Source organism: Streptomyces spinoverrucosus, from assembly GCF_006539505.1.
Lineage (GTDB): Bacteria > Actinomycetota > Actinomycetes > Streptomycetales > Streptomycetaceae > Streptomyces > Streptomyces spinoverrucosus.
Genome location: NZ_BJND01000008.1, coordinates 390,530 through 411,288 on the forward strand (window position 1 = coordinate 390,530; position 20,759 = coordinate 411,288).

A 20,759-nucleotide genomic window follows, 5' to 3' on the forward strand; every position below is an offset into this window, starting at 1 on the left:
CGGTCTATCCGAAGAGCTTCTTCAGTTCGGTGTTGACGGCCTTGTCGCACTTGTCGAGCGCGGCCTCCGGGTCACCGTCCTTGCGCACACAGTCCGCGAAGACGTCCTCCGTCGCCTTGATCATGGCCTGGGTCCACCCGATGTTGTCGAAGTGCCCGTAGTCGGTGAAGAGCTTGACGCCCTCCGCCGGCAGCCCCGACTTCAGCTTGTCGGCGCTCTCGGCGATCGAGGTGCGCGGCGGGACGTGGAAGCCGTAGGACAGCGCCCAGTCCTCCTGGTACTCCTTCTGGTCGATCCACAGCCACTTCACGTACTCCTTGGCCTCGTCGGCCTTGTCGCTCTTGGCGTTGACGAACATCGACCAGCCGCCGTTGTAGACCGAGGGCTTGCCGGCGTCGGTGACCTGGGGGAACGGGAAGACCCCGAGGTCGTCGCCGAGCGTCTGCTGCATCGCCGGCATCGCCCACATACCGCAGAACTGGATCGCGGTCAGGCCCTGGTTGAGGGCGGAGGGGTCCCAGTAGTCGGCCGGGGCGTCGAGGAGCAGATCGCCGCTGGTGAACAGCTTGCGCATCTTCTTCAGGCCCTCGACGACCCCGTCCGTGTGGTAGGCGATCCGGTTGTTCTCGTCGAGGGTGTCGGCTCCGGCCGCCCAGATCATCGGGCGGATCACAGCCTGCAGCGTGTTTCCGAGGTACACGCCCTTCACCTTGTCCGTGGTGAGCTTGGCGGCGACCTCGATCAACTCGTCGAGGGTCTGCGGCACCTCGACGCCGGCCTTCTCGAACAGCGAGGGGCGGTAGAAGAAGAACTGCGGGTCGTCGATCATGCGGACGCCGTATATCTTGCCGTCCACCGTGTGCGACTGGATGTCGGCCTGGTTGAAGTCGTCCTTGACCGGTTCGACGATGTCGGTGAGGTCCAGCACCTGACCGCTCGTGACGAGCTGGATCTGTGGGTGGAACTCGAAGAGGTCGGGCGCGTTGTCGGTGAGCAGGCTGGCGAAGAGCTTGCTCTCGAAGTTCGACCCGGTGATCCACTGGGTGGTCACGTTCGCCTTGTCGTAGGCGGCCGCGTACTTCTTGATGGCCTGCTCGGTCCCCGCCTCGCCGTACGCGTGGAAGTACTGCACGAGAGCGTCGCCCGAAGCTCCGCCGCCCCGCCCGTTGTTGCTCCCACAGGCTGCCAGCCCGCCGGCGGCGGCCAGGCCCATGGCGGCGCGCAGTACGGATCGGCGGTCCCAGTTGCTCTTGCTGAATGCCGACATGCTGACGTCCTTGTCTCTTGTGCGGCTGCGGCTCGTTCAGAAGGTGCGGTGCGGGACGCTAACCTTCGGCTAAGGCTTCGGCAAGGGGTCGAACGAAGTCTGTTCGAAACGTTGCGTAGCGTTCGGAATGCCGGACGTGACGGTTCGGCAGGCCACCCAACGGACCGTCGTCATGAAGACGGCGCGGTACGGCTCCTCGCGGGGGTGGTGGTGCGCTTGCCGTTCCTCTGCCCGACGGACTGCAGGGCGCCTTCGAGCGCGAACGTCGCCGCGCCGAGGGAGACCGGGTCGGTGGGGATCGGGGAGAGGACGATCTCGGTGGCGGCCAGCGGCCGCCGCAGCGCGTGCCGGGAAACGGCTTCGCGCACTTCGGCGAGGAGAGGTTCGCCGAGCGTGGCCGCTACCCAGCTGCTGAGCACGACCACTTCGGGGTTGAGGAGATTGACCAGGTCGGCGATCCCGGCGGCGAGGTAACGGGCGGTGTCCCGGACGACCTTGAGGGCCACCGGGTCGAGCGCGGCGACCGCGCGGGCGAGGGCGTCGATGGTGGCCGTCTGGTCCTCGGGGTGGAGCAGCGGACTGCCGGGGCTCAGCTCACGCAGGTGCTGCATGATCCCGGGAGCGCCCACGTAGGTCTCCACGCAGCCGTGGTTGCCGCAGTGGCACAGCCGGCCGTCCAGGACGAGGGTGGTGTGACCCCACTCGCCGGCGCTGTTGCTGACGCCGCGATGCAGCCCACCGCCCAGGACCAGCCCGGCGCCCACCCCCGTCCCCAGGTTGACCACCACCGCGTCGCCACGCCCCCGCGCCGCTCCGAACCACAGCTCGGCCACCGCGCAGGCGCGCAACGGGTTGTCCAGGTAGAGGGGGTAGGCGATGTGCTCGGCGAGCAGGTCGAGGAGCGGCACATCGTGCCAGTCCCAGTTCGGCGCGTACTCGGAGATGCCCGTGTCGCGGTCCACCTGCCCCGGCACGCTCACCCCGACGCCGAGCACGCGCGCGCCCTCGACCCCGGCCTGCGCGACCACCGAGCCGACCGCGGCGGCGACATGGCCGACCACCTGCTCCGGGCGGCTCTCCCCGGGACGCATGTCCTCGTCGGCGCGGGCCAGCACGTTCAGCCCGAGGTCGAACAGCTCGACATGCACGTACGTTTCCGCGATGTCGACGCCGATCAGCGCGCCGCCGGACGCGTTGACGGCCACGAGCCCGCGCGGGCGGCCGCCCGCCGAGTCCTCGAAACCGACCTCGGTGATCATGCCGAGGTCGAGCAGCTCGCCGACCAGCGTGGCGACGGTGGCGAGGCTCAGACCGGTCGCGGCGGCCAGCTCCTGCCGGGAGGTGGGAGACTCGGCGATGATCTGGCGCAGCACCTCGTAGCGGTTCGCGGTGCGGATGTCACGTGATGTGCGCTTCACCGGGCCGACCCCCATCCCTTCAGCTCAGGCCGGGACGACATCGGCACCGGCGCGGCGCAAGGCTATGGGCTGGGGGAACATTCGACAAGGGGTTAGGAAAGGGGGTGTAGAAAGTGCGACGCAGGGGGAGTCCTGGCCGGTTCAGGCCGCCAGGATGTCCCGCACGAAGGCGTTGGCGAATGTGCCGCTGGGGTCGAGTGTCCGGGCCAGCACCCGGAAGTCGCCCAGCCGCGGATAGCGCTCGCGCACCACCGCCGCCGGCATCGCGGACACCTTCCCCCAGTGCGGCCGCGCGTCAAAGGCCTCCAGCGCCTCCTCCACCCGCCGCACCACCGGCAGCACCGCCGCCATGTCCTCGACCCAGGTGAAGTGCACCGCCATGCTGTCCCGCCCGTACGCGGGGCTCAGCCACTGCTGATCGGCGGCGATCGTGCGCACCTCGCAGGTCTGCAGGACCGGCGCCATGACCGTACGGATCGCGTCGAGGGCATGCAGTACATCGACGGCATACGACCGCGGCATCAGGTACTCCGACTGCAACTCCGCACCGCTGCTCGGCGTGAACTCCGCGCGGAAGTGCGGCAGTCGCTCATGCCAGGGCCCGGGGACGCCGAACTGCTCGGTGCAGTTGACCGCGGGCATCCCCGGCACCGGGTGCAGCGCCTGCGTCGCGGGCGCTGCCCAGGGAAAGGCGGGCAGCGGCTGGTCGGTACGGCGCTTGACCCACACCTGCCGGAAACCGGGCTCGCGCCAGTCGGTGAACAGGCTGACGCTGTACGCCGCCGCCATGACGGTCTCGAAGTCGATCCCGGACAGGGGCAGTTCGGTGAAGACGTACTGCTCGACGTCGTAGGACGGCTGCAGATCGAGGGTGAGCGCGGTGACGGCGCCGAGTGCGCCCAGCGAGGTGACCGCGCCGCCGAAGCGCTCCTCGCCCCGGGCGACCGTGACGGTCGTACCGTCGCCGGTGACCAGGTCGACCTCGCGCACCGCGGCGGCGAGGGGTGGGTTGCCGACCCCCGAGCCGTGGGTGCCGGTCGCCACCGATCCGGCGACGGAGATGTGCGGCAGGGATGCCATGTTGGCCAGAGCCAGGCCGTGTGCGTGGACATGGCGGGCGAGTTCGGCGTAGCGGACGCCGCCCGAGACCCGTACCGTGCGGGCCGCCGTGTCGACGTCGATCTCGGGCGGCAGGGCGTCCAGGGAGAGCAGCATGCCCTCGGGGCCCGGTTCGGCGATCTCGTTGAACGAGTGCCCGCTGCCCAGCACCCGCACCCGCGCACTGTCCGCGACGAGCGAGCGCAGCGCGTCGAGCGTGGGCGGGCGGTGCAGCTCCTTGGCGGCGTACGTGATGTTGCCCGCCCAGTTGGTCACGGTACCGGTCATGCGGTCGCCCCTCCCCGCCGAATGTTGTCCATGTCGGGTCCAGCAAATCACCCTCGGACATGCCTGCCGGACCCGGCTGCACGGCTCGGGAGGCAGTGGGCATACCGTGAGGAGTCGTACGTCCGAACTGGGAGGAGACACGAAGATGGGCAGCCGCACCGCGCTCGTCGAGGATCTGATGGAGCGCTTCCCGCATGTGCCGCGGGAGGCCGTCTTCAAAGAGGACCTGCTCCGGGGTGGTGTCGCCTTCGACCCGTCCGCGCTGAGCGACAATGAGGGCGGTGAGGTCAAGCCGAAGTCGTACTTCATCTTCTCCTTCGACCACGGCACCCTGCCCGAGCTGGGCGAGGCCGCGCTGCGCCGCCCGCCGGAGGAGATCATCCTGACCGGAGGGCCGTACGACCTGCGGCGGACCGTCGTCTCCGTGCGTGTGAACCCGTCGTCTCCGTACCGCGTGGCCGCCGACGAGGACGGGATGCTCGGGCTGTACCTCGACGGCGGGCGGATCGCTGATGTGGGCGTGCCGCCGATGCCGGAGTACTACCGGCACACGCTGTCCAACGGGAAGTCGGTGATGGAGGTGGCACCGACGATCCAGTGGGGTTACCTGATCTACCTGACCGTCTTCCGTGTCTGTCAGTACTTCGGCGCCAAGGAGGAGTGCCAGTACTGCGACATCAATCACAACTGGCGCCAGCACAAGGCGGCCGGGCGGCCGTACACCGGGGTGAAGGACGTCGAGGAGGTCCTGGAGGCCCTGGAGATCATCGACCGGTACGACACCGCCAAGGCGTCCACCGCCTACACGCTCACCGGCGGTGCGATCACCAAGACGGTCGCCGGGCGGGACGAAGCCGACTTCTACGGGCACTACGCCAAGGCCATCGAGGAGCGGTTCCCGGGGCGGTGGATCGGCAAGGTGGTGGCCCAGGCGCTGCCGCGTGACGACGTGCAGCGGTTCAAGGACTACGGCGTGCAGATCTACCACCCGAACTACGAGGTGTGGGACCGGCGGCTGTTCGAGCTGTACTGCCCCGGCAAGGAGCGCTATGTCGGCCGCGACGAGTGGCACAAGCGCATCCTCGACTCGGCGGAGGTCTTCGGCGCGCGCAACGTGATCCCCAACTTCGTGGCGGGCGTGGAGATGGCGGAGCCGTTCGGTTTCACCACGGTCGACGAGGCCATCGCGTCGACCACGGAGGGCCTGCGCTTCTTCATGTCGCACGGCATCACGCCCCGGTTCACCACGTGGTGCCCCGAGCCGACCACGCCGCTCGGCAAGGCCAACCCGCAGGGTGCGCCGCTGGAGTATCACATCCGGTTGCTGGAGGCGTACCGCGCCACCATGGACGACTTCGGCCTCACCTCCCCGCCCGGCTACGGCCCGCCCGGCCCCGGCCGCGCGGTCTTCTCCGTCAGCTCGTTCATGGACAGCCTGCCCGCACGGGAGGCGCAGCAGGAGACGGCGCAGGCGTAATCCGGGGCGGCAACAGGGCGTTGCGGCCGAGACGTGCAGCACGGCGGGCTGGGACGTACGGCATGCGCTACGGCGGACGCACCAGACCACGCCGGGTGAGTGGTCGAGGCGCCGCACACCGGGCACACCCCACAACTCGGCGCCGCCCGCCACGCCGCGCTCGATCCCGACGGCAGCGGGCCGCCCCGCCGGACTCGTCCCGACCGCCCCTCGACGGTGACGCCGTACGTGGAGCGCAGCCACCGCGCCGCGCCGCCGCGCGCAGCGCCGCGACGAGGCCGAGGCCCGCCGGGTCGCGGCCCGGGCCACCGAGCAGCGCACCGCGATGCGGCTCGCCCTCGCCGCCTGGCACACCGCCGACCTGCCGGAGACCCGGCAGGCGCTGCGCACGGCGGCGGCACAGACCGAGCGGGACGCCTTCACCCAGCCGGAGGGCGGGGGCCGCGCGGTGAACGCGCCCGCCTGGCGATCCGCCCGCCGCACTCGCCCCCGCCCGCCGTCGGCCTCCTCCAACAGCCCCCGGCCATCCCCGCCCGCCCCGCCGCGCTCGCCCAACCACCGCCGGACCCCCGGCGCGCGTCCCCGTCCACCCCGCCGCGCGCGCCTGCGCCCATCCCCGCGCCGCCCCGCCTGCTCCGCCGCGCTCGCCCCGACCGCCGCCGGACCTCGGCACGCCCCCGCCCCGCCCCGCCCACGACACCGCAGTTTGAATACCCGGCTTGTCAGTTGTGTCGAAAGCGTGAAAGGCTCTTGCCCTGCCCGAGGTTCCCCACAACTCCCCTTGTCCCTATGGTGAGTTGACCTCGCACGATGCAGGAGACTCATGCCCGACCTGCCGACCCCCCAGGACGCCACCGAGGCGGCGCTGTTCTCCGAGTGCTGGGACACGGTGCTGTCGTACGCCGACCTGTGCACGGCCGGATCCGCGGCCGCGACCCAGCTCGCCCGGGAGGCGTTCGCTCACGGTATACGCGAGGCCCGCACCGCCGAGTCCGAAACGCACCGGAACGCCGGCCGCCGCCCACCCCGACTGCCCCGCATACCCCTGCTGCTGACCGCCGTACGCACCACGGCGGCCGACTGGGAGATGCAGGGCCACGGCCACCGGCTCGACCCCGAACTGCGCCTGTGGCTCAACTCCGACAACGCCGCCCGCTACACCGGCCCCCCACTGCGCCGCCCACTCGCCCTGCGCGCCCTGCGCGACATGCAGGGACCCGACGCCGAACTGCTGTGGCTCGCCGAGGTGGAGGCCCTGCCGCTCCCGGTGGTCGCCCGCCGCCTCGGCCTCGACCCGACCGGCGTCCCCGACGAACTCACCGAAGTACGCGGCCTGTTCCGGGACCGCTGCCTGCGCAACCATCTCGACACGCCGATGGACCCGCAGTGCCGCAGTTACGCCCGACTGCTCGACGCCGTCACCCGCTCACCGGTCGCCGACACCCCCGACGACCTCTCCCGGCACCTCGCCCGCTGTGTGCAGTGCGCAGAGGCCGCGGCCTGCCTGCGGCTGCACGGCGGTGGCCTGCCCGGCGCCCTCGCCGGCGGTGTCATCGGCTGGGGCGGCCTCGCCTACCTGGAGCGCCGCCGCCGCGCCGCCGAGGTACGCCTCGGCGCCGGCCGCCCCGACGGGCTCGACCCGGACGACGAGGCGGCCGGTGCCGACCGGGCGCGCGTGCTGCGCGGCGGCCTGCTCGTCGCCGCCGTCCTGGTCTCCCTGCTGGCCCTCGCCGTCACCCTGCTGCCGCAGGGCAGCACCGGCGACGGCGCCGCGCCACCCGCCGACGCCACCGACCGCCAGCCGGTGGCCGACCCCCGCCCCTCCCCGCCGGTCGCCACCCGCTCACCCTCGGAGTCGGCGTCCCCCTCCCCGAACTTCCCAGAGCCGTCGGACAAGGAGACCCCCGCCCCGCCGTCCGACCACAAGGGCACCGACCCGGAACCCCAGGGATCGTCCAACACCTCGACGGAGACCAGGCCGTCGCCGGGGGAGGGTGAGCAAACGACCTGTCACGTCACGTACGACCTCGTCGGACAGTGGCCCGACGGCTTCCAGGCCGCCGTCACCGTCACCACCGAGCAAGCCCTCGACAACTGGCGCGTCGCCTGGACCTTCCGGGACGGCCAGCGGGTCGGCCAGATGTGGGACGCGAGCTTCACCCAGAACGGCTCCCGCGTCACCGCCGCCGCCGCCGACTACAACAAGGCCGTCCCCGCCGACGGCAGCCTCGCCTTCGGCTTCCTCGCCTCCTGGCGCGGCAAGAACTCACCGGCGTACGACTTCACGCTGAACGGGCAGGACTGCGCCCAGGCCTGAGTGCGACGCCGCGAGACCGGCCGGCTCCCGCTACCCGGTGAGGCCGGCCTGGGAGCAGGCCTGCCGGAGCTTGGGGGTGCAGATCTGGTCGATGGTGTACACGCCGTCCTTGATCAGGGTCTGTTCGATGTTGTCGCGGGTCACCGCCCTCGGAGTGAGCAGGATCGACGGGACGCCCTTGGTGGTGGGGCTGTCGGTCGTCGTCGTGGCGATGTCGTCGAGTTTCTCGCCGCGCCCGAGGGCGACGGCCATGGCGGCGGCCGCGTCGGCTTCCGCCTTGAAGGGCTTGTACACCGTCATGTACTGCTCGCCCGTGATGATGCGCTGCACGGCGTCGAGGTCGGCATCCTGGCCCGTGACCGGAGGAAGGTCCCGGACACCGGCAGTCTTGAGAGCGGCGATGACACCGGCGGCAACCGCGTCGTTGACCGCCAGGACGCCGCTGATTCGGTCCGGGCCCAGGGCTGCGATGGCAGCGGACATATTGGCGTAGGCGTTGTCCGTGCTCCAGCCCTGGGTGGCGTACGACCTGCCGATCTCCACCTTGCCCGCGAGGACGGACATCGCGCCGCTCCGGAACCAGGCCGCGTTGGGGCTGGTCGCGTCGCCGTTCATCATGACGACGCTCCCGCGGCTCGCCTCCTCGCCCATGGCCTTCAAGAGCGCCTCGGCCTGGAGCCTGCCGACCTGTGCACCGTTGAAACTGACATAACCCGAGATCGGGCCTTCGGCGAGCCGGTCATAGGCGACGACGGGGACGCCTGCCCTCTGTGCCTCCCGGATGGAGGAGCGGAGAGCCTTGGTGTCCGCGGCGTCGAGGATCAGGACGCTGACACCCTTGGTGATCATGGAGATGACCTGTTGCTGCTGCCTCCTGGCGTCGCTCTCGGCATTGGCGTACTCCATGGTGCAGCGGTCACACAGCTCCTTCAGCCGCTTCTCGATCAGCGGCTTGTCCGAATGCTCCCAGCGGGGGATCGCTTTGCTCGGGAGCAGCAGGCCCACGGTGAAGCTGTCCGTGTCCGCATCGCTGTCTCCTCCGCAGGCCGCCAGGGACATCGTCATCAGTCCGGCGACGAGCGCGGCGACGACGTGTCGCATACGAGGCCTCATGGCAGACCCCCTCGTTCCGTCAGGGGCGCCGAGGCCGCGGGATCCGGCTCGCCCCGCCGCACCAGGATCTCGCTCCACACCTGTTTGCCGCCGGCCACCGGCACCGAGCCGACGGACTCCGACACCGCTTCGACCAGGAGCAGGCCTCGGCCACCGGTCGACTCCCAGTCCACGATCACCGGCTTGGCGGGCGCACGCGGTGAGGAGTCGCTCACGGAGACCCGTACCCGGTTCCCGCCGAGCACCAGGTCGAGGCGGACCGGACCCTGGGTGTGCACCAGGGCGTTGGTGACCAGTTCGGACACCACGAGCAGCACCGCGTCGGCTGCGTCTTCGACCTGCCAGCGACGCAGGGTGCGCGCGGTGAACCGGCGGGCGTGCATCACGGCGTCGGGCAGCCGCCACACCGCCCAGCCCGCCCGGATCGGCCGGATCTTCATGCCGTCGTAGCGCAGCAGCAACAGCGCCACGTCGTCCTCACGACGGCCGACGTCGCCGAGCAGCGCGTCGGCCATCCGCCCCGGGTCCGCCGGATCGGCCGCGGCGAGCGCGGTGCGCGTCCGGCGCATGCCCTCGTCCAGGGGCAGGTCCGAGGCCTCGACCAGCCCGTCGGTGATCAGGGCGAGCACCGTGCCGGGGGCCAGCGCGAGAGCGGTCAGGGGGAACTCCGCGTCCGCGAGAATGCCCAGCGGGGGCCCGCCCTCGGCAATCACCTCCTCGGTGCTTCCGTCGGGATGGCGCACCAGCGGTGAGAGGTGCCCCGCCCGGACGAACAGCGTGTTGCCCTCCTCCATGTCCAGCTCGGCGTAGCAGCAGGTGGCGAACAGATCGGTCTCCATGCCGACGAGCAGACGGTTGGCGTGGGAGACCACCACGTCGGGCGGATGACCTTCCACGGCGTACGCCCTGACCGCGGTGCGCATCTGACCCATGATCGTCGCGGCACCGGCACTGTGTCCCTGCACGTCACCGATGACCAGCGCCACCCGCCTCTCGGAGAGGGCGATGACGTCGTACCAGTCGCCGCCGACCTGCAGTCCCCGCCTGGCGGGCAGATAGCGGGCGACTGCCGTCCCCCCGGGCAACTGGGGGAGGCGCCGGGGCAGCAGACTGCGCTGCAACATCGTCGCGAGCTCCTGCTCGGCGTCGTGTGCGTGCGCGCGCTTGAGTGCCTGCCCGACCAGCGCCGCGGTCGCGGTCAGCAGGGACCGCTCCTCGGGGACGAAGTGGTGCGGCCGATCCCAGCCGACCACGCACACGCCGGCGACCCCGCCCTTGGCGGGGAGCGGCAGCACGGCCAGCCCTCCGGTGCCGACGCCCGCGAGTCCGGGTTCGAGGGCTGTGCCGGCGGGCCACAGATCCGTACGCCCGTCCCGCAGCGCCATGCGAAGCGTGGGCAGGGCGCTGACCGGTGCGTCGGGCCACTCCGAACGCCACTGGGAACGCCAGATCTCCGGCCAGGCGTCGGGCCGCGGCGGGTCGAGCATGGTGACCATGAACCGGTCGTCCCGCAGCTCGGCCAGCGCCACCCGGTCGGCGCCCAGCGGTTCACGCAGTGCTGTGACCGCCACTCGACCGACGTCATGGACCGTGGCGGCCTCGTCGAGTGCGGCAGTCAGCCACTGGATCCTGGACACGTCGTCGGGGCTCCGGTGCAGGACCGAGGTCGCAGCCACCACGCCCAGCACCTGTTCCGGCCCGCCGTCGGCGTGCGTCACCACCCGGCAACTCAGGCTCAGCCAGCGCATTCCACCAGTGGGGCGGCGGACGCGGAACTCCAGCTCCCGCCGGCCGAACGCCTGGGCGGACGGCTCCAGGACGGACATCAGTGCGTGCATGTCCTCCGGCAGGGCGTGCGAGAGCAGGGTGTCGGCCTTGCCGTCGAAGTCGTCCGGCGTGATGCCGACCAGCTCCATGAGGGTCTCGTCCGCCTCGATCAGGCCGGTGTCCGGCACCAGGACGAACGAGCCGACACCCAGACTGCGCAGGGCGGAACTCAGCAAGGACGACGGTGCGGGCGGTCCGGTCCCGGCCTGGAGCAGCCCGGCGACCGCGTCGGCGTACCGCTCCAGGAAGCGTCGCTGCTCGGCCTCGAAGCCGTCCGGGGAAGCGCCGACGACGACGAGGCAGCCCAGCCGCCTGCCCGGCGTGCCGAGGGGCAGCGCGCCGAGCGGCGCCTGTGCTTGCGGGGGCATCGGCCCGCCCTCGTGATAGGAGGCGAGCGCCGTCGGATTCAGCCACAGGGGCCCTTCGGCGCGGTAGGCGTGGGCTGCGGGGGAGCCACCGAACAGGGGCAGACGCTCGGGCAGCTCGTACTGATCGGTTGCGCCTCCGGCCGTTTCCACCAGGCGAAGCTCCTGCTGCCCGGACTCGGACACGTAGACGGCTGCCAGCGCCGCTCCGGCGAACGTCAGGGCCCGGTCCCTCGTGATGGCCTCGCACAGCGGAGGCGGTGAACGGTCATCAGGCATGTCCGCAACCCACCTCCCGTCCATGCGGGGCACCCCGCTACCAGATTGTCATATGCGAACCAAGCGGACAGAATCGTCGATTTCTTGACCAAAGCTGACTTGGTTCGCAGATCGCGGCAGCCGGTGTCAGACTGACGACGTGGTCGTCCTGCCACTTCCGCGACCCCCGACAAGGGAGGTCTTCCGCATGAAGACCTGCGTAAGGGACGCGGCCCTCGCGATGACCGCGGTTTCGACGGCCGTCACCCTCTTGGCCTGCGGGCAGGGCACCGGGAGCGGCTCGGACGGGGGGAACGCGCGCACGATCGGTGTGCTGCTGCCGGACGCCACCACGGCTCGCTGGGAGACACAGGACAGGCCTCTGCTCGACAGAAAGATCAAGGAGCTGTGCGCCGACTGCACGATCGAGCACGCCAACGCGAGGAGTGATGTGGCCACCCAGCAGCGACAGATGGAGTCGCTGATCACCCAGGGGGTCGATGCCATCCTGCTCGTGGCCGTGGACGCCCGATCGCTCCAGCCCGAGGTGAGGGCGGCGGATGAAGCAGGTATCCCCGTCATTGCCTACGACCGGCTCGCCGAGGGCCCGATCTCGGGTTATGCCTCCTTCGACGCCGAGGAGGTCGGCCGGCTCCAGGGCAGGGCACTGCTGACGGCCATGGGCGACAGGGGGGCCGGCGGCCAGATCGTCATGATGAACGGCGATCTCACCGACCCCAACGCGGTGTCGTTCAAGGAGGGCGCACTGTCCGTGCTCGAGGGGCGGGTGAAGATCGGCAAAACCTACGACACCCGCCAATGGCGGATGGAGAACGCCTACATGAACATGTCCAGCGCCATCTCCGCCCTCGGTGTCGGGAACATCCACGGGATCTACGCCGCCAACGACAGCCTCGCCGCCGGCTGCATCGCAGCCCTGAAAGCCAACAAGGTCCGGCCGCTTCCCCCCGTCACCGGGCAGGACGCCGAACTGGCCGCCGTGCGGCGCATCGTCGCAGGCGAGCAGTACATGACCGTTTACAAGCCCTTCGAACCCGAGGCCTCCGCCGGCGCCGCCATGGTCGTGGCCGCGGCCCGCGGTGAGAGCCTCGACCGGATTGCCAGGGACCAGGTGAGACCCGCTGGTGGGCACGCGGTACCGGCTGTTCTGCTGACCCCCGTGTCCGTGACCGTCGACACCATCAAGGACACCGTGGTGAAGGACGGCGTGTACACGGTCCAGCAGATCTGCCCCCCTCGGCTCGACGCCGCCTGCAACAGAGCCGGACTCACCTGACAGGCCGGTGCCGGCGTGAGACCGGTCACGGGAAGGAGATGGTCTGAGTGCCGACTCCCCCCTTGTTGGCGCTGTACGGCGTGTGCAAGCGCTTCGGCGTAGTCGACGTTCTCACCGACGTCGAGCTGGAGATTCGTGCCGGCGAGGTGGTCGCGCTGCTGGGCGACAATGGGGCCGGCAAGTCCACGCTGGTCAAAGTGATCTCCGGCGTCGCTCCCGCGGACCGGGGCGTCATCAAGTGGGAGGGCCGGACGGTCCACATCAGGCGCCCCCAGGACGCCCGGGACCTCGGCATCGCCACCGTCTACCAGGACCTCGCGCTGTGCGGGAACCTCGACGTCGTCGGCAACCTGTTCCTCGGCCGGGAAATCCGCAGACTCGGCTTCCTCGACGAGGTCGAGATGGAACGCCGGACCGGCCACCTCCTGGAACGCCTGACCAAGCGCGTTCCCGATCTGCGTGCCCCCCTGGTCTCACTGTCCAGCGGCCAGCGGCAGACCGTCGCCATCGCTCGTTCGCTCCTGGGCGACCCGCGACTGCTCCTGCTGGACGAGCCGACCGCAACTCTGGGACTCGAGCAGACCAATGAGGTCCTGGACCTCGTCGACCGGCTGCGTGACCGCGGCCTCGGTGTACTGCTCATCAGCCACAACATGGGTGATGTCAAGGCGCTCGCGGACCGGGCCGCCGTGCTGCGGCTCGGTCGCAACAACGGCTTCTTCGACGTGAACACCACGTCTCAGGAACAGATCATCTCGTCCATCACCGGCGCCGCGGAAAACGTGCCGCGCCGGATGGCCCACCGGGAGTCAGGGTGGTGAAAGGGAAGCGCAACACGGCGGACAACCCGCGGGCCGACCTGCCCACACCCACCGTCGAGGCCCGTCAGCCGCACCGCCGGCGGGTCGTGGCCCGCGCCGTGGAAAGCCAGGTCACCGTTCTCCGGCGCAAGCTGGGCGCCGGCGAACTGGGCCTGCTCCCGGTCGTTCTCGTCCTCGTCGCGGTCTGGATCAGCTTCCAGTCCCTCAACGAGAACTTCCTGTCACCCCGGAACCTGTCCAATCTCAGCGTGGACATCGTGGGCACGGGTCTGATCGCCGTCGGCATCGTCTTCGTGCTGCTGCTGGGTGAGCTCGACCTGTCGGTCGGCTCGATCAGCGGCCTCGCGGCGGCCATCTTCGCCGTTCTGAACGTGAACAACGGCGTACCGGAATGGCTCGCCCTCATCATCGCGGTGCTCGCGGGCACGGTGGCGGGAAGCGTCCAGGGCTTCTCGTTCGCCCGGACCCGCGTACCGGCCTTCGTCGTCACCCTCGCCGGGCTGCTCACCTGGAACGGCCTCATGCTCTACATCCTCGGGACCAGCGGCACCATCAACCTCGACGAGAACGGGCTCGTCGCCAAACTGACCAGCTATTACTTCACCAACGACGCTGCCGCCTACGGCCTGGCGGCAGTCGGCTCGGGCGCGGTGTTCCTGGTGTCCTACCTCGACAATCGGCGCCGAAAGGCCGTCGGCATGCGGCACCGCTCACTCCCTGCGATCGCCGTGCGTACGGGAGTCCTCGCGGTGATCGCGTTCGCCGCCGCGTACGTGCTCAACCAGTTCCAGGGTCTGCCGCTCGCCCTCCTGATCTTCCTCGTGATCGTGGCCGGCCTCGACATCGTTCTCCGCCGCACGCACTACGGGCGGCAGATCTACGCAGTGGGCGGCGGCGTCGAGGCGGCCCGTCGCGCCAGCCTCAGTGTGACGCGGGTGCAGACCGCGGTGCTCGCGGTCTCGGGCACCATGGCCGCAATCGGCGGTCTGTTCCTGGCCTCGCGCATCACCTCGGTGAGCCAGGGTTCAGGCACGGGCGTCCTGCTGCTCAATGCCGTCGCGGCAGCCGTCATCGGTGGCACCAGCCTGTTCGGAGGACGCGGAACGACCTGGTCCGCGGTGCTCGGCATGCTGGTCATCCAGTCGATCGCCTCGGGCATGGCGATCACGGACACCCCCGCCGCCGTCCAGTTCATGATCACGGGCGGCGTGCTCTTCGCCGCGGCGGTCATCGACGCACTGTCGCGACACTCGCAGGAAGCCCATGGGCGGGCGTGAAAACTCGGTGGCATCCGCGTGCGTGACTCTCTAGTGTGAGGGCTGCTTCGCGCAGCAGCCGTTGGCTGCTGCTGTCGGCCGAGCAGGAACGGGAGGTGTGACCGATGGCTGTCGTTGCGACGGGCGCTGCCCGCATCCAGGAGTTCATCAAGTCCACCTCCGTGGCCACCGGCTGACACATTCCACGCTTGCGCGCGTCGTCGTACGCACGCCCGCCGGGGCCACCCTTGTGAAGGGTCTCCCTGTTGTCTTCGTTGTCTTCCACCTCTGCTTTCGCCGCTCTCGCTCCCTACGGCTGGGACGAGGCATGGGCGGACGAATTCGCCCCGCACGACTCCGAAGGACTGCTGCCCGGGCGGGTGGTCCGGGTCGACCGCGGGCAGTGCGACGTGGTCACCGCGCACGGAAGTCTGCGCGCCGACACCGCCTTCGTCACACCGCACGATCCGATGCGCGTCGTGTGCACCGGCGACTGGGTCGCCGTAGAACCCGCGGGCAACCCCCGCTACGTACGGACGTATCTGCCGCGCCGTACCGCCTTCGTACGCTCCACCTCCTCCCAGCGGTCCGAGGGGCAGATCCTCGCCGCCAACGTCGACCACGCGATCATCGCCGTGTCGCTGGCCGTCGAACTCGACCTCGGCCGCATCGAACGCTTCCTCGCCCTCGCCTGGGAGTCCGGGGCGCAGCCGGTGGTCGTCCTGACCAAGGCCGACCTCGTGCCGGACGCGGCGACGCTCGGGCACCTGGTGCAGGACGTGGAGACCACGGCGCCGGGAGTGCCGGTGCTGGCGGTCAGCGCGGTCGGCGGGGACGGGCTGGACGTCCTCACCGCCGTCGTCTCCGGTGGTACGTCCGTCCTGCTCGGGCAGTCCGGTGCGGGCAAGTCCACGCTCGCCAACGCCCTGCTCGGCGAGGACGTGATGGAAGTGCAGGCCACGCGGGACGTCGACGGGAAGGGACGGCATACGACCACCACCCGCAACCTGCTGCTGATGCCCGGCGGCGGTGTGCTGATCGACACGCCGGGGCTGCGGGGCGTCGGACTCTGGGACGCCGCTACCGGGGTCGGGCAGGTGTTCTCCGAGATCGAGGAACTGGCGGCCGAATGCCGGTTCCACGACTGCGCGCACGTGTCCGAGCCGGGGTGTGCGGTCCTGGCCGCGATCGAGGCGGGCGAGCTGCCGGTACGGCGGCTGGAGAGCTATCGGAAGCTGATCCGGGAGAATCAGCGGATCGTCGCCAAGACCGATGCGAGGGTCCGTGCGGAGCTCAGGCGGGACTGGAAGCGCAAGGGGGCTGAGGGGAGGGCGGCGATGGAGGCGAAGCGGGGGAGGTGGCGGTAGCGCCTACTGGGGTGCCTTTTCTGCCGGCCGGCGGCTGCGGGTTTCGCTGTGGCCGGTCGCGCAGTTCCCCGCGCCTTCGGGGCGTGGCAGCGCCGTGTCCGATTTCCGCCAGCGGCGCCGCCGTGGCTCGCCCACACTGGACAACGTGATGGACGAGGACACCAGGTACGAAGCCGTGCGCAGCAGGGATGCCCGGTTCGACGGCGAGTTCTTCTTCGCCGTCGAGACCACCGGCATCTACTGCCGGCCCAGCTGCCCGGCCGTCACCCCCAAACGGCACAACGTACGGTTCTTCGCGACGGCCGCCGCCGCGCAGGGCTCGGGTTTCCGGGCCTGCCGGCGGTGCCGGCCGGACGCGGTGCCGGGGTCGGCCGAGTGGAATGTACGGGCCGATGTCGTGGGCCGGGCGATGCGGCTGATCGGCGACGGGGTCGTGGACCGGGAAGGCGTCGCCGGGCTCGCCGCGCGGCTCGGGTACAGCGCGCGGCAGGTGCAGCGGCAGCTGACCGCCGAGCTCGGCGCCGGGCCCGTCGCCCTCGCCCGGGCGCAGCGGGCGCACTCCGCACGCGTGCTGATCCAGACCACCGACCTGCCCATCACGCAGATCGCGTTCGCGGCCGGGTTCGCCAGTGTGCGGCAGTTCAACGACACCATCCGCGAGGTGTACGCATCCACCCCGAGCGACCTGCGGGCCGCCGCGCCCAGGGGTCGTACCGCCCGGCGGGCGGACACGCCGAGCGCCGGAATCCCGCTGCGGCTCGCCCACCGGGGGCGGTATCACGCCGGTGCCGTCTTCGACCTGCTGGCGCGCGAGGCCGTGGCCGGGATCGAGGAAGTGAGCGGGCCGCCCGGCCGACGCACCTACCGCCGTACCCTCCGGCTGCCGTACGGCACCGGGATCGTCGCCGTCGACGAGCGGACCGGGACCTCCGGCTCCGCCACCAACCCCGGCGGCTGGCTCGACGCCCGGCTTCATCTCACCGACCAGCGGGACCTCACCACCGCCGTCCAGCGGCTGCGGCGGCTGTTCGACCTCGACGCCGATCCGTACGCCGTCGACGAGCGGCTCGGCGCCGACCCACGGCTCGCTCCGCTGGTCGCCGCGCGGCCGGGGCTGCGGTCACCCGGCACCGCGGACCCGGAGGAGCTGGCGGTACGGGCACTGGTGGGGCGGTCGGCGGCCGAGAGGCTGGTACGGCGGTACGGCAAGGCCCTCGACGCGCCCTGCGGCACCCTCACCCACCTCTTCCCCGAACCGGCCGTCCTCGCCGGGGCCGAGCCCGAGGGCACCCTGGGCGCGCTCACCGCGGCCCTCGCCGACGGCGTCGTACGCCTGGACCCCGGCGCCGACCGGGACGACGCGCAGGCGGCCCTGCTTGCCCTGCCCGGCCTGGACGCCGCCACTGTCGCCGTCGTCCGCACCCGCGCCCTCGGCGACCCGGACGTCGCCCCGCCCGGCGCGGCCGTCCCCGACAGCTGGCGCCCCTGGCGCTCGTACGCCGTACAACACCTGCGCACAGCAGGGGAGTTGGAGTTCCCGTGAACACCTCCATCAGCACCGCCCCGATCTACTGGACCACTGTCCACAGCCCCCTCGGCGAGCTGCTCCTCACCGCCGACCCGAGCGGCACCCTCACCTCCCTCTCCGTGCCCGGGCAGAAGGGCGGACGGACCGTCCAGGACGGCTGGCGGCACGATCCCGCGCTGTTCCGGGAGGCGGAGGAGCAGCTCGCCGCGTACTTCGCCGGGGAGCTGAAGGAGTTCCGGCTGCGGTCGCGGTCCGAGGGCACGCCGTTCCGGCAGCGGGTGTGGGCGGCGCTCGACTCGCTGCCGTACGGCGCGACCACCACGTACGGCGAGATCGCCGCGCGGATCGGCGCCCCGCGCGCCGCCGTACGGGCCGTCGGGGGCGCGATCGGCGCCAACCCGCTGCTGATCCTGCGCCCCTGCCACCGGGTCATCGGCGCCGACGGCTCGCTGACCGGCTACGCGGGCGGCCTGGACCGCAAGGTGCGGCTGCTCACGCTGGAGGGCGTGCTGCCACCGGTGGCCGACTGACCCGGCTCGGATAACCGATTGAACCGCCCGCCGCCCACGTGATTGCGTGGGCGGCATGGTGTCGACCGATCGACTCGTGGCCTTCGCCGCCATGTCGTTTCTGCTGATCGTGGTGCCCGGGCCGAGTGTGCTCTTCGTGGTCGGGCGGGCCCTGGCGCAGGGCCGCCGGGCCGCGCTGACCACGGTCGTGGGGAACACGCTGGGGGCATACGTCCTCGTGGTCGCCGTGGCGTTCGGCGTCGGGGCCGTCGTGGAGCGGTCGGCCGTCGTCTTCATGGCGCTGAAGCTGGTGGGCGCGGCCTACCTGATCTATTTGGGTGTCCGCGCGATACGGCAGCGGCATCCGCTGCGGGCGGCGTTCGGCGGGGCGGCGGAGGTGGCCCACGGGCGGCTTCGCACGCTGGGGGAGGGGTTCGCGGTCGGGGTGACCAACCCGAAGACGATCGTGTTCTTCGCCGCCGTACTGCCCCAGTTCGTCGACCGCGCGCAGGGGCACGTCATCGCGCAGATGCTGCTGCTCGGCCTGGTCTTCAACCTCATCGCCGTCGCCTGTGACAGCGCCTGGGGGCTGGTGGCCGCCGGTGCGCGGGACTGGTTCGCCCGTTCCCCGGGGCGGCTCGCGGCCGTCGGCGGCGTCGGCGGCCTGACCATGATCGGCCTCGGCGTGACGGTCGCGGCGACGGGCCGCAAGGATTAGACGCCTGGTGGGTCAGTCCCAGGCTCAGGTCAGCCCCAGAGCACCGCGCCCAGCCATGCGCCCATGATCAGCAGGCAGGTGAACAGCTCCGCGAGCACACTGGAGCCGCCCGAGCGCATCGCTGTGCGCAGGGCGGCCCTGGCCTCGCCGTGGCGGCCCAGGCGGAGGCGTTCGCAGAGGTAGATGCCGGCCATGAAGCCGGGGATCGCGCCGATGACGGGGACGACGAAGAAGCCGACGAGCGCGCCGAGCCCGGCGTACACCGCCATTCGGGGGGTGGCGCCGCCCTCCCGGAGCCGGCGGGGCGGCAGGGCCCAGCGCACCACCTGTGACAGGAACAGCGCGAAGGTGGCGCCCACCAGCACGAACCAGGCGACCGGCCGTGGATCCTGCAGCGCCCACCACATCACCGCGGCCCACACCAGCCACGACCCCGGAACACCGGGCACCAGCACTCCGCACAGGCCGAACACCATGACCAGGCCGGCCAGCAGGAGCTGCCACACCTCCATCTGCCCAGCGTGCCGGACCCCGGGGGAGCCCGCAGGCCGTCAGCGTTACCGGGCCACCCACCCCCGCTCGTACGCATGCCACCCCAGCTGCAACCGGGTCGTCACCCCCGTCAGCTCCATCAGCCGCTTCACCCGCCGCTGTACGGTCCTCAGGCCCAGGTCGAGCTGCTTGGCGACGCTCGCGTCGGTCAGTCCGGCCAGCAGCAGGGACAGGATCTCCAGGTCGGTGCCGTCGGGACCCTCGGGGCCCTGTTCGGTGACGCCGGTGTCGCCGAGCCGCAGCGGCAGCGCCTCCCGCCACACCGACTCGAACAGGCCCGCCAGCAGCTCCAGCAGCCCACTCGCGTGCACCACCAGCGCGGCCGGTTCCGCGATCGGCGAGGTGAGCGGCACCAGGGCGAGCGTGCGGTCGGCGACGACCAGCTTCGTCGGCACCCGGTCCACCACCCGTACCTCCTCGCCCCGGCCGAGCGCCGCGCCCAGTTCGGTCATGCCGTCCGGCTGGTCCAGCACCGCCCGCTCGACCACGACCCGGTAGCGCACGCCGCGGGCGGCCGCCTGCTCCTCCGCGTGGTTCTCCTCGCCGGTCACGGCGACCGGCGTGCCGGTGACCAGCGCGCACACCTCGTCGCTCGCCCCCAGCTGCAACTGCAGGAACCGCTGCGTGACCGCCGCCGCCCCGATCACCACCTCGACCAGGTCGTGCACGGCCGGTTCGGCGGCCGCCGCCCGGTACTCCTCGGCGAGCAGCGCGGCCGCGAGCTCCGCCTGCTCCAGTTCGTGGCGCCGCTGGTTGAGCAGCGCGCCCAGCGCCACACCGGGCGGCGCGGCCACCCAGCGGCCGGGCCGGGCGGACGACTGGGCGGCGAGACCGTGCCGTTCCAGGCGGCGCAGCGCGCGCTCGGTGTCGTGCTCGGCGAGGGTCAGTCGCCGGGCCAGATCGGACACATCGGCGGCGCCCACCGCCACCAGTGCGCGGTACGCCGACTCGTGTATCTCGTCCAGGCCTATCGCCGCCAGCATCGACCGTTGCCCTCCCCGGTATCCGGACCCCGCGGTACCGCCCGTGGCGGAAACCGGCCACGGCGCAAAACCGCCTCGGCACATCATCGCCGTACCGCCCGTAACCCTGCGAAGGTGGGGTCACCGGCACTGACGGGGGGCCGGGCCTTTCGACGTCGCCGGGCGCTTCTCCCGTGGGGGGTGGAACCGCCCGGCGACGTCTCTTGCACGTCCCGGCGATCGCCTGTCCGGGGGGATCCGCCGGTCCCTGGCGGTCTGGCTTGGCCCGTCCCTGGCAGTCTGGCTTCGCCGGTCCCTGGT

At 71.3% G+C, this 20,759-nt stretch carries 16 protein-coding genes; 9 read left to right on the top strand and 7 right to left on the bottom strand.

Annotated elements, in window-relative coordinates; translation table 11 throughout:
- Nucleotides 1-4: 4 nt before the first annotated feature.
- The 3 genes from SSP24_RS07840 to SSP24_RS07850 all read right to left on the bottom strand — a co-directional run bounded on the left by SSP24_RS07840 (nucleotide 5) and on the right by SSP24_RS07850 (nucleotide 4,071).
- Complete coding sequence (locus SSP24_RS07840; protein ID WP_141308177.1) at nucleotides 5-1,267, bottom strand: ABC transporter substrate-binding protein; 1,263 nt, start codon at nucleotides 1,265-1,267, stop codon at nucleotides 5-7.
- 170 nt (nucleotides 1,268-1,437) lie between these two features.
- Nucleotides 1,438-2,700, bottom strand: a complete 1,263-nt coding sequence (locus tag SSP24_RS07845; protein ID WP_174864620.1) for an ROK family transcriptional regulator — start codon at nucleotides 2,698-2,700, stop codon at nucleotides 1,438-1,440.
- Nucleotides 2,701-2,826: 126 nt separating this feature from the next.
- Nucleotides 2,827-4,071: an FAD-binding protein gene (locus SSP24_RS07850; RefSeq protein WP_141308181.1), complete on the bottom strand. Its 1,245-nt coding sequence runs from the start codon at nucleotides 4,069-4,071 to the stop codon at nucleotides 2,827-2,829.
- 145 nt (nucleotides 4,072-4,216) lie between these two features.
- Here SSP24_RS07850 and SSP24_RS07855 point away from each other — a divergent pair, with 145 nt between their 5' ends.
- Entirely contained in the window at nucleotides 4,217-5,548 is a 1,332-nt protein-coding gene (locus SSP24_RS07855) for a radical SAM protein (protein ID WP_141308183.1), read from the top strand.
- An 823-nt stretch (nucleotides 5,549-6,371) separates the two neighbouring features.
- Nucleotides 6,372-7,865, top strand: a complete 1,494-nt coding sequence (locus SSP24_RS07860) for a cellulose-binding domain-containing protein (protein WP_141308185.1) — start codon at nucleotides 6,372-6,374, stop codon at nucleotides 7,863-7,865.
- 30 nt (nucleotides 7,866-7,895) lie between these two features.
- On the opposite strand, the gene SSP24_RS07865 is transcribed toward SSP24_RS07860, so the two are convergent.
- Together SSP24_RS07865 and SSP24_RS07870 are read right to left on the bottom strand one after the other, a co-directional pair.
- Nucleotides 7,896-8,978 (bottom strand): sugar ABC transporter substrate-binding protein, encoded by a 1,083-nt coding sequence (locus tag SSP24_RS07865; RefSeq protein ID WP_141308187.1) that lies wholly within the window; start codon nucleotides 8,976-8,978, stop codon nucleotides 7,896-7,898.
- On the bottom strand, nucleotides 8,975-11,449 hold the full coding sequence (locus SSP24_RS07870) for a SpoIIE family protein phosphatase (protein WP_141308189.1): 2,475 nt from the start codon (nucleotides 11,447-11,449) through the stop codon (nucleotides 8,975-8,977). Before SSP24_RS07870 ends, SSP24_RS07865 begins: the two co-directional genes overlap by 4 nt.
- Before the next feature lie 187 nt (nucleotides 11,450-11,636).
- On the opposite strand from SSP24_RS07870, the gene SSP24_RS07875 reads away from it, so the two are divergent.
- The 7 genes from SSP24_RS07875 (at nucleotide 11,637) to SSP24_RS07905 (ending at nucleotide 18,924) form a co-directional block, all read left to right on the top strand.
- Entirely contained in the window at nucleotides 11,637-12,725 is a 1,089-nt protein-coding gene (locus SSP24_RS07875) for a sugar ABC transporter substrate-binding protein (RefSeq protein ID WP_141308191.1), read from the top strand.
- A gap of 47 nt (nucleotides 12,726-12,772) precedes the next feature.
- Nucleotides 12,773-13,546, top strand: coding sequence for an ATP-binding cassette domain-containing protein (locus tag SSP24_RS07880; protein WP_141308192.1), 774 nt, complete (start codon nucleotides 12,773-12,775; stop codon nucleotides 13,544-13,546).
- Nucleotides 13,540-14,823, top strand: coding sequence for a sugar ABC transporter permease (locus SSP24_RS07885; RefSeq protein WP_141308194.1), 1,284 nt, complete (start codon nucleotides 13,540-13,542; stop codon nucleotides 14,821-14,823). Before SSP24_RS07880 ends, SSP24_RS07885 begins: the two co-directional genes overlap by 7 nt.
- A gap of 254 nt (nucleotides 14,824-15,077) precedes the next feature.
- Nucleotides 15,078-16,169: a ribosome small subunit-dependent GTPase A gene (gene rsgA, locus SSP24_RS07890; protein ID WP_373306664.1), complete on the top strand. Its 1,092-nt coding sequence runs from the start codon at nucleotides 15,078-15,080 to the stop codon at nucleotides 16,167-16,169.
- A gap of 148 nt (nucleotides 16,170-16,317) precedes the next feature.
- The gene (locus SSP24_RS07895; protein ID WP_141308281.1) at nucleotides 16,318-17,712 is read left to right on the top strand and encodes a DNA-3-methyladenine glycosylase 2 family protein; all 1,395 of its coding nucleotides are present in this window, start codon (nucleotides 16,318-16,320) and stop codon (nucleotides 17,710-17,712) included.
- The gene (locus SSP24_RS07900; RefSeq protein WP_141308198.1) at nucleotides 17,709-18,227 is read left to right on the top strand and encodes a methylated-DNA--[protein]-cysteine S-methyltransferase; all 519 of its coding nucleotides are present in this window, start codon (nucleotides 17,709-17,711) and stop codon (nucleotides 18,225-18,227) included. The genes SSP24_RS07895 and SSP24_RS07900 overlap by 4 nt, the downstream gene beginning before the upstream one ends.
- Before the next feature lie 55 nt (nucleotides 18,228-18,282).
- Nucleotides 18,283-18,924 (top strand): LysE family translocator, encoded by a 642-nt coding sequence (locus SSP24_RS07905; RefSeq protein ID WP_141308200.1) that lies wholly within the window; start codon nucleotides 18,283-18,285, stop codon nucleotides 18,922-18,924.
- Between the two features lie 29 nt (nucleotides 18,925-18,953).
- Here the strand turns inward: SSP24_RS07905 and SSP24_RS07910 are convergent, their stop codons facing one another.
- Together SSP24_RS07910 and SSP24_RS07915 are read right to left on the bottom strand one after the other, a co-directional pair.
- Nucleotides 18,954-19,436, bottom strand: a complete 483-nt coding sequence (locus tag SSP24_RS07910) for a DUF456 domain-containing protein (RefSeq protein WP_141308202.1) — start codon at nucleotides 19,434-19,436, stop codon at nucleotides 18,954-18,956.
- A gap of 45 nt (nucleotides 19,437-19,481) precedes the next feature.
- Complete coding sequence (locus SSP24_RS07915) at nucleotides 19,482-20,459, bottom strand: helix-turn-helix transcriptional regulator (RefSeq protein WP_141308204.1); 978 nt, start codon at nucleotides 20,457-20,459, stop codon at nucleotides 19,482-19,484.
- Nucleotides 20,460-20,759 lie beyond the last annotated feature (300 nt).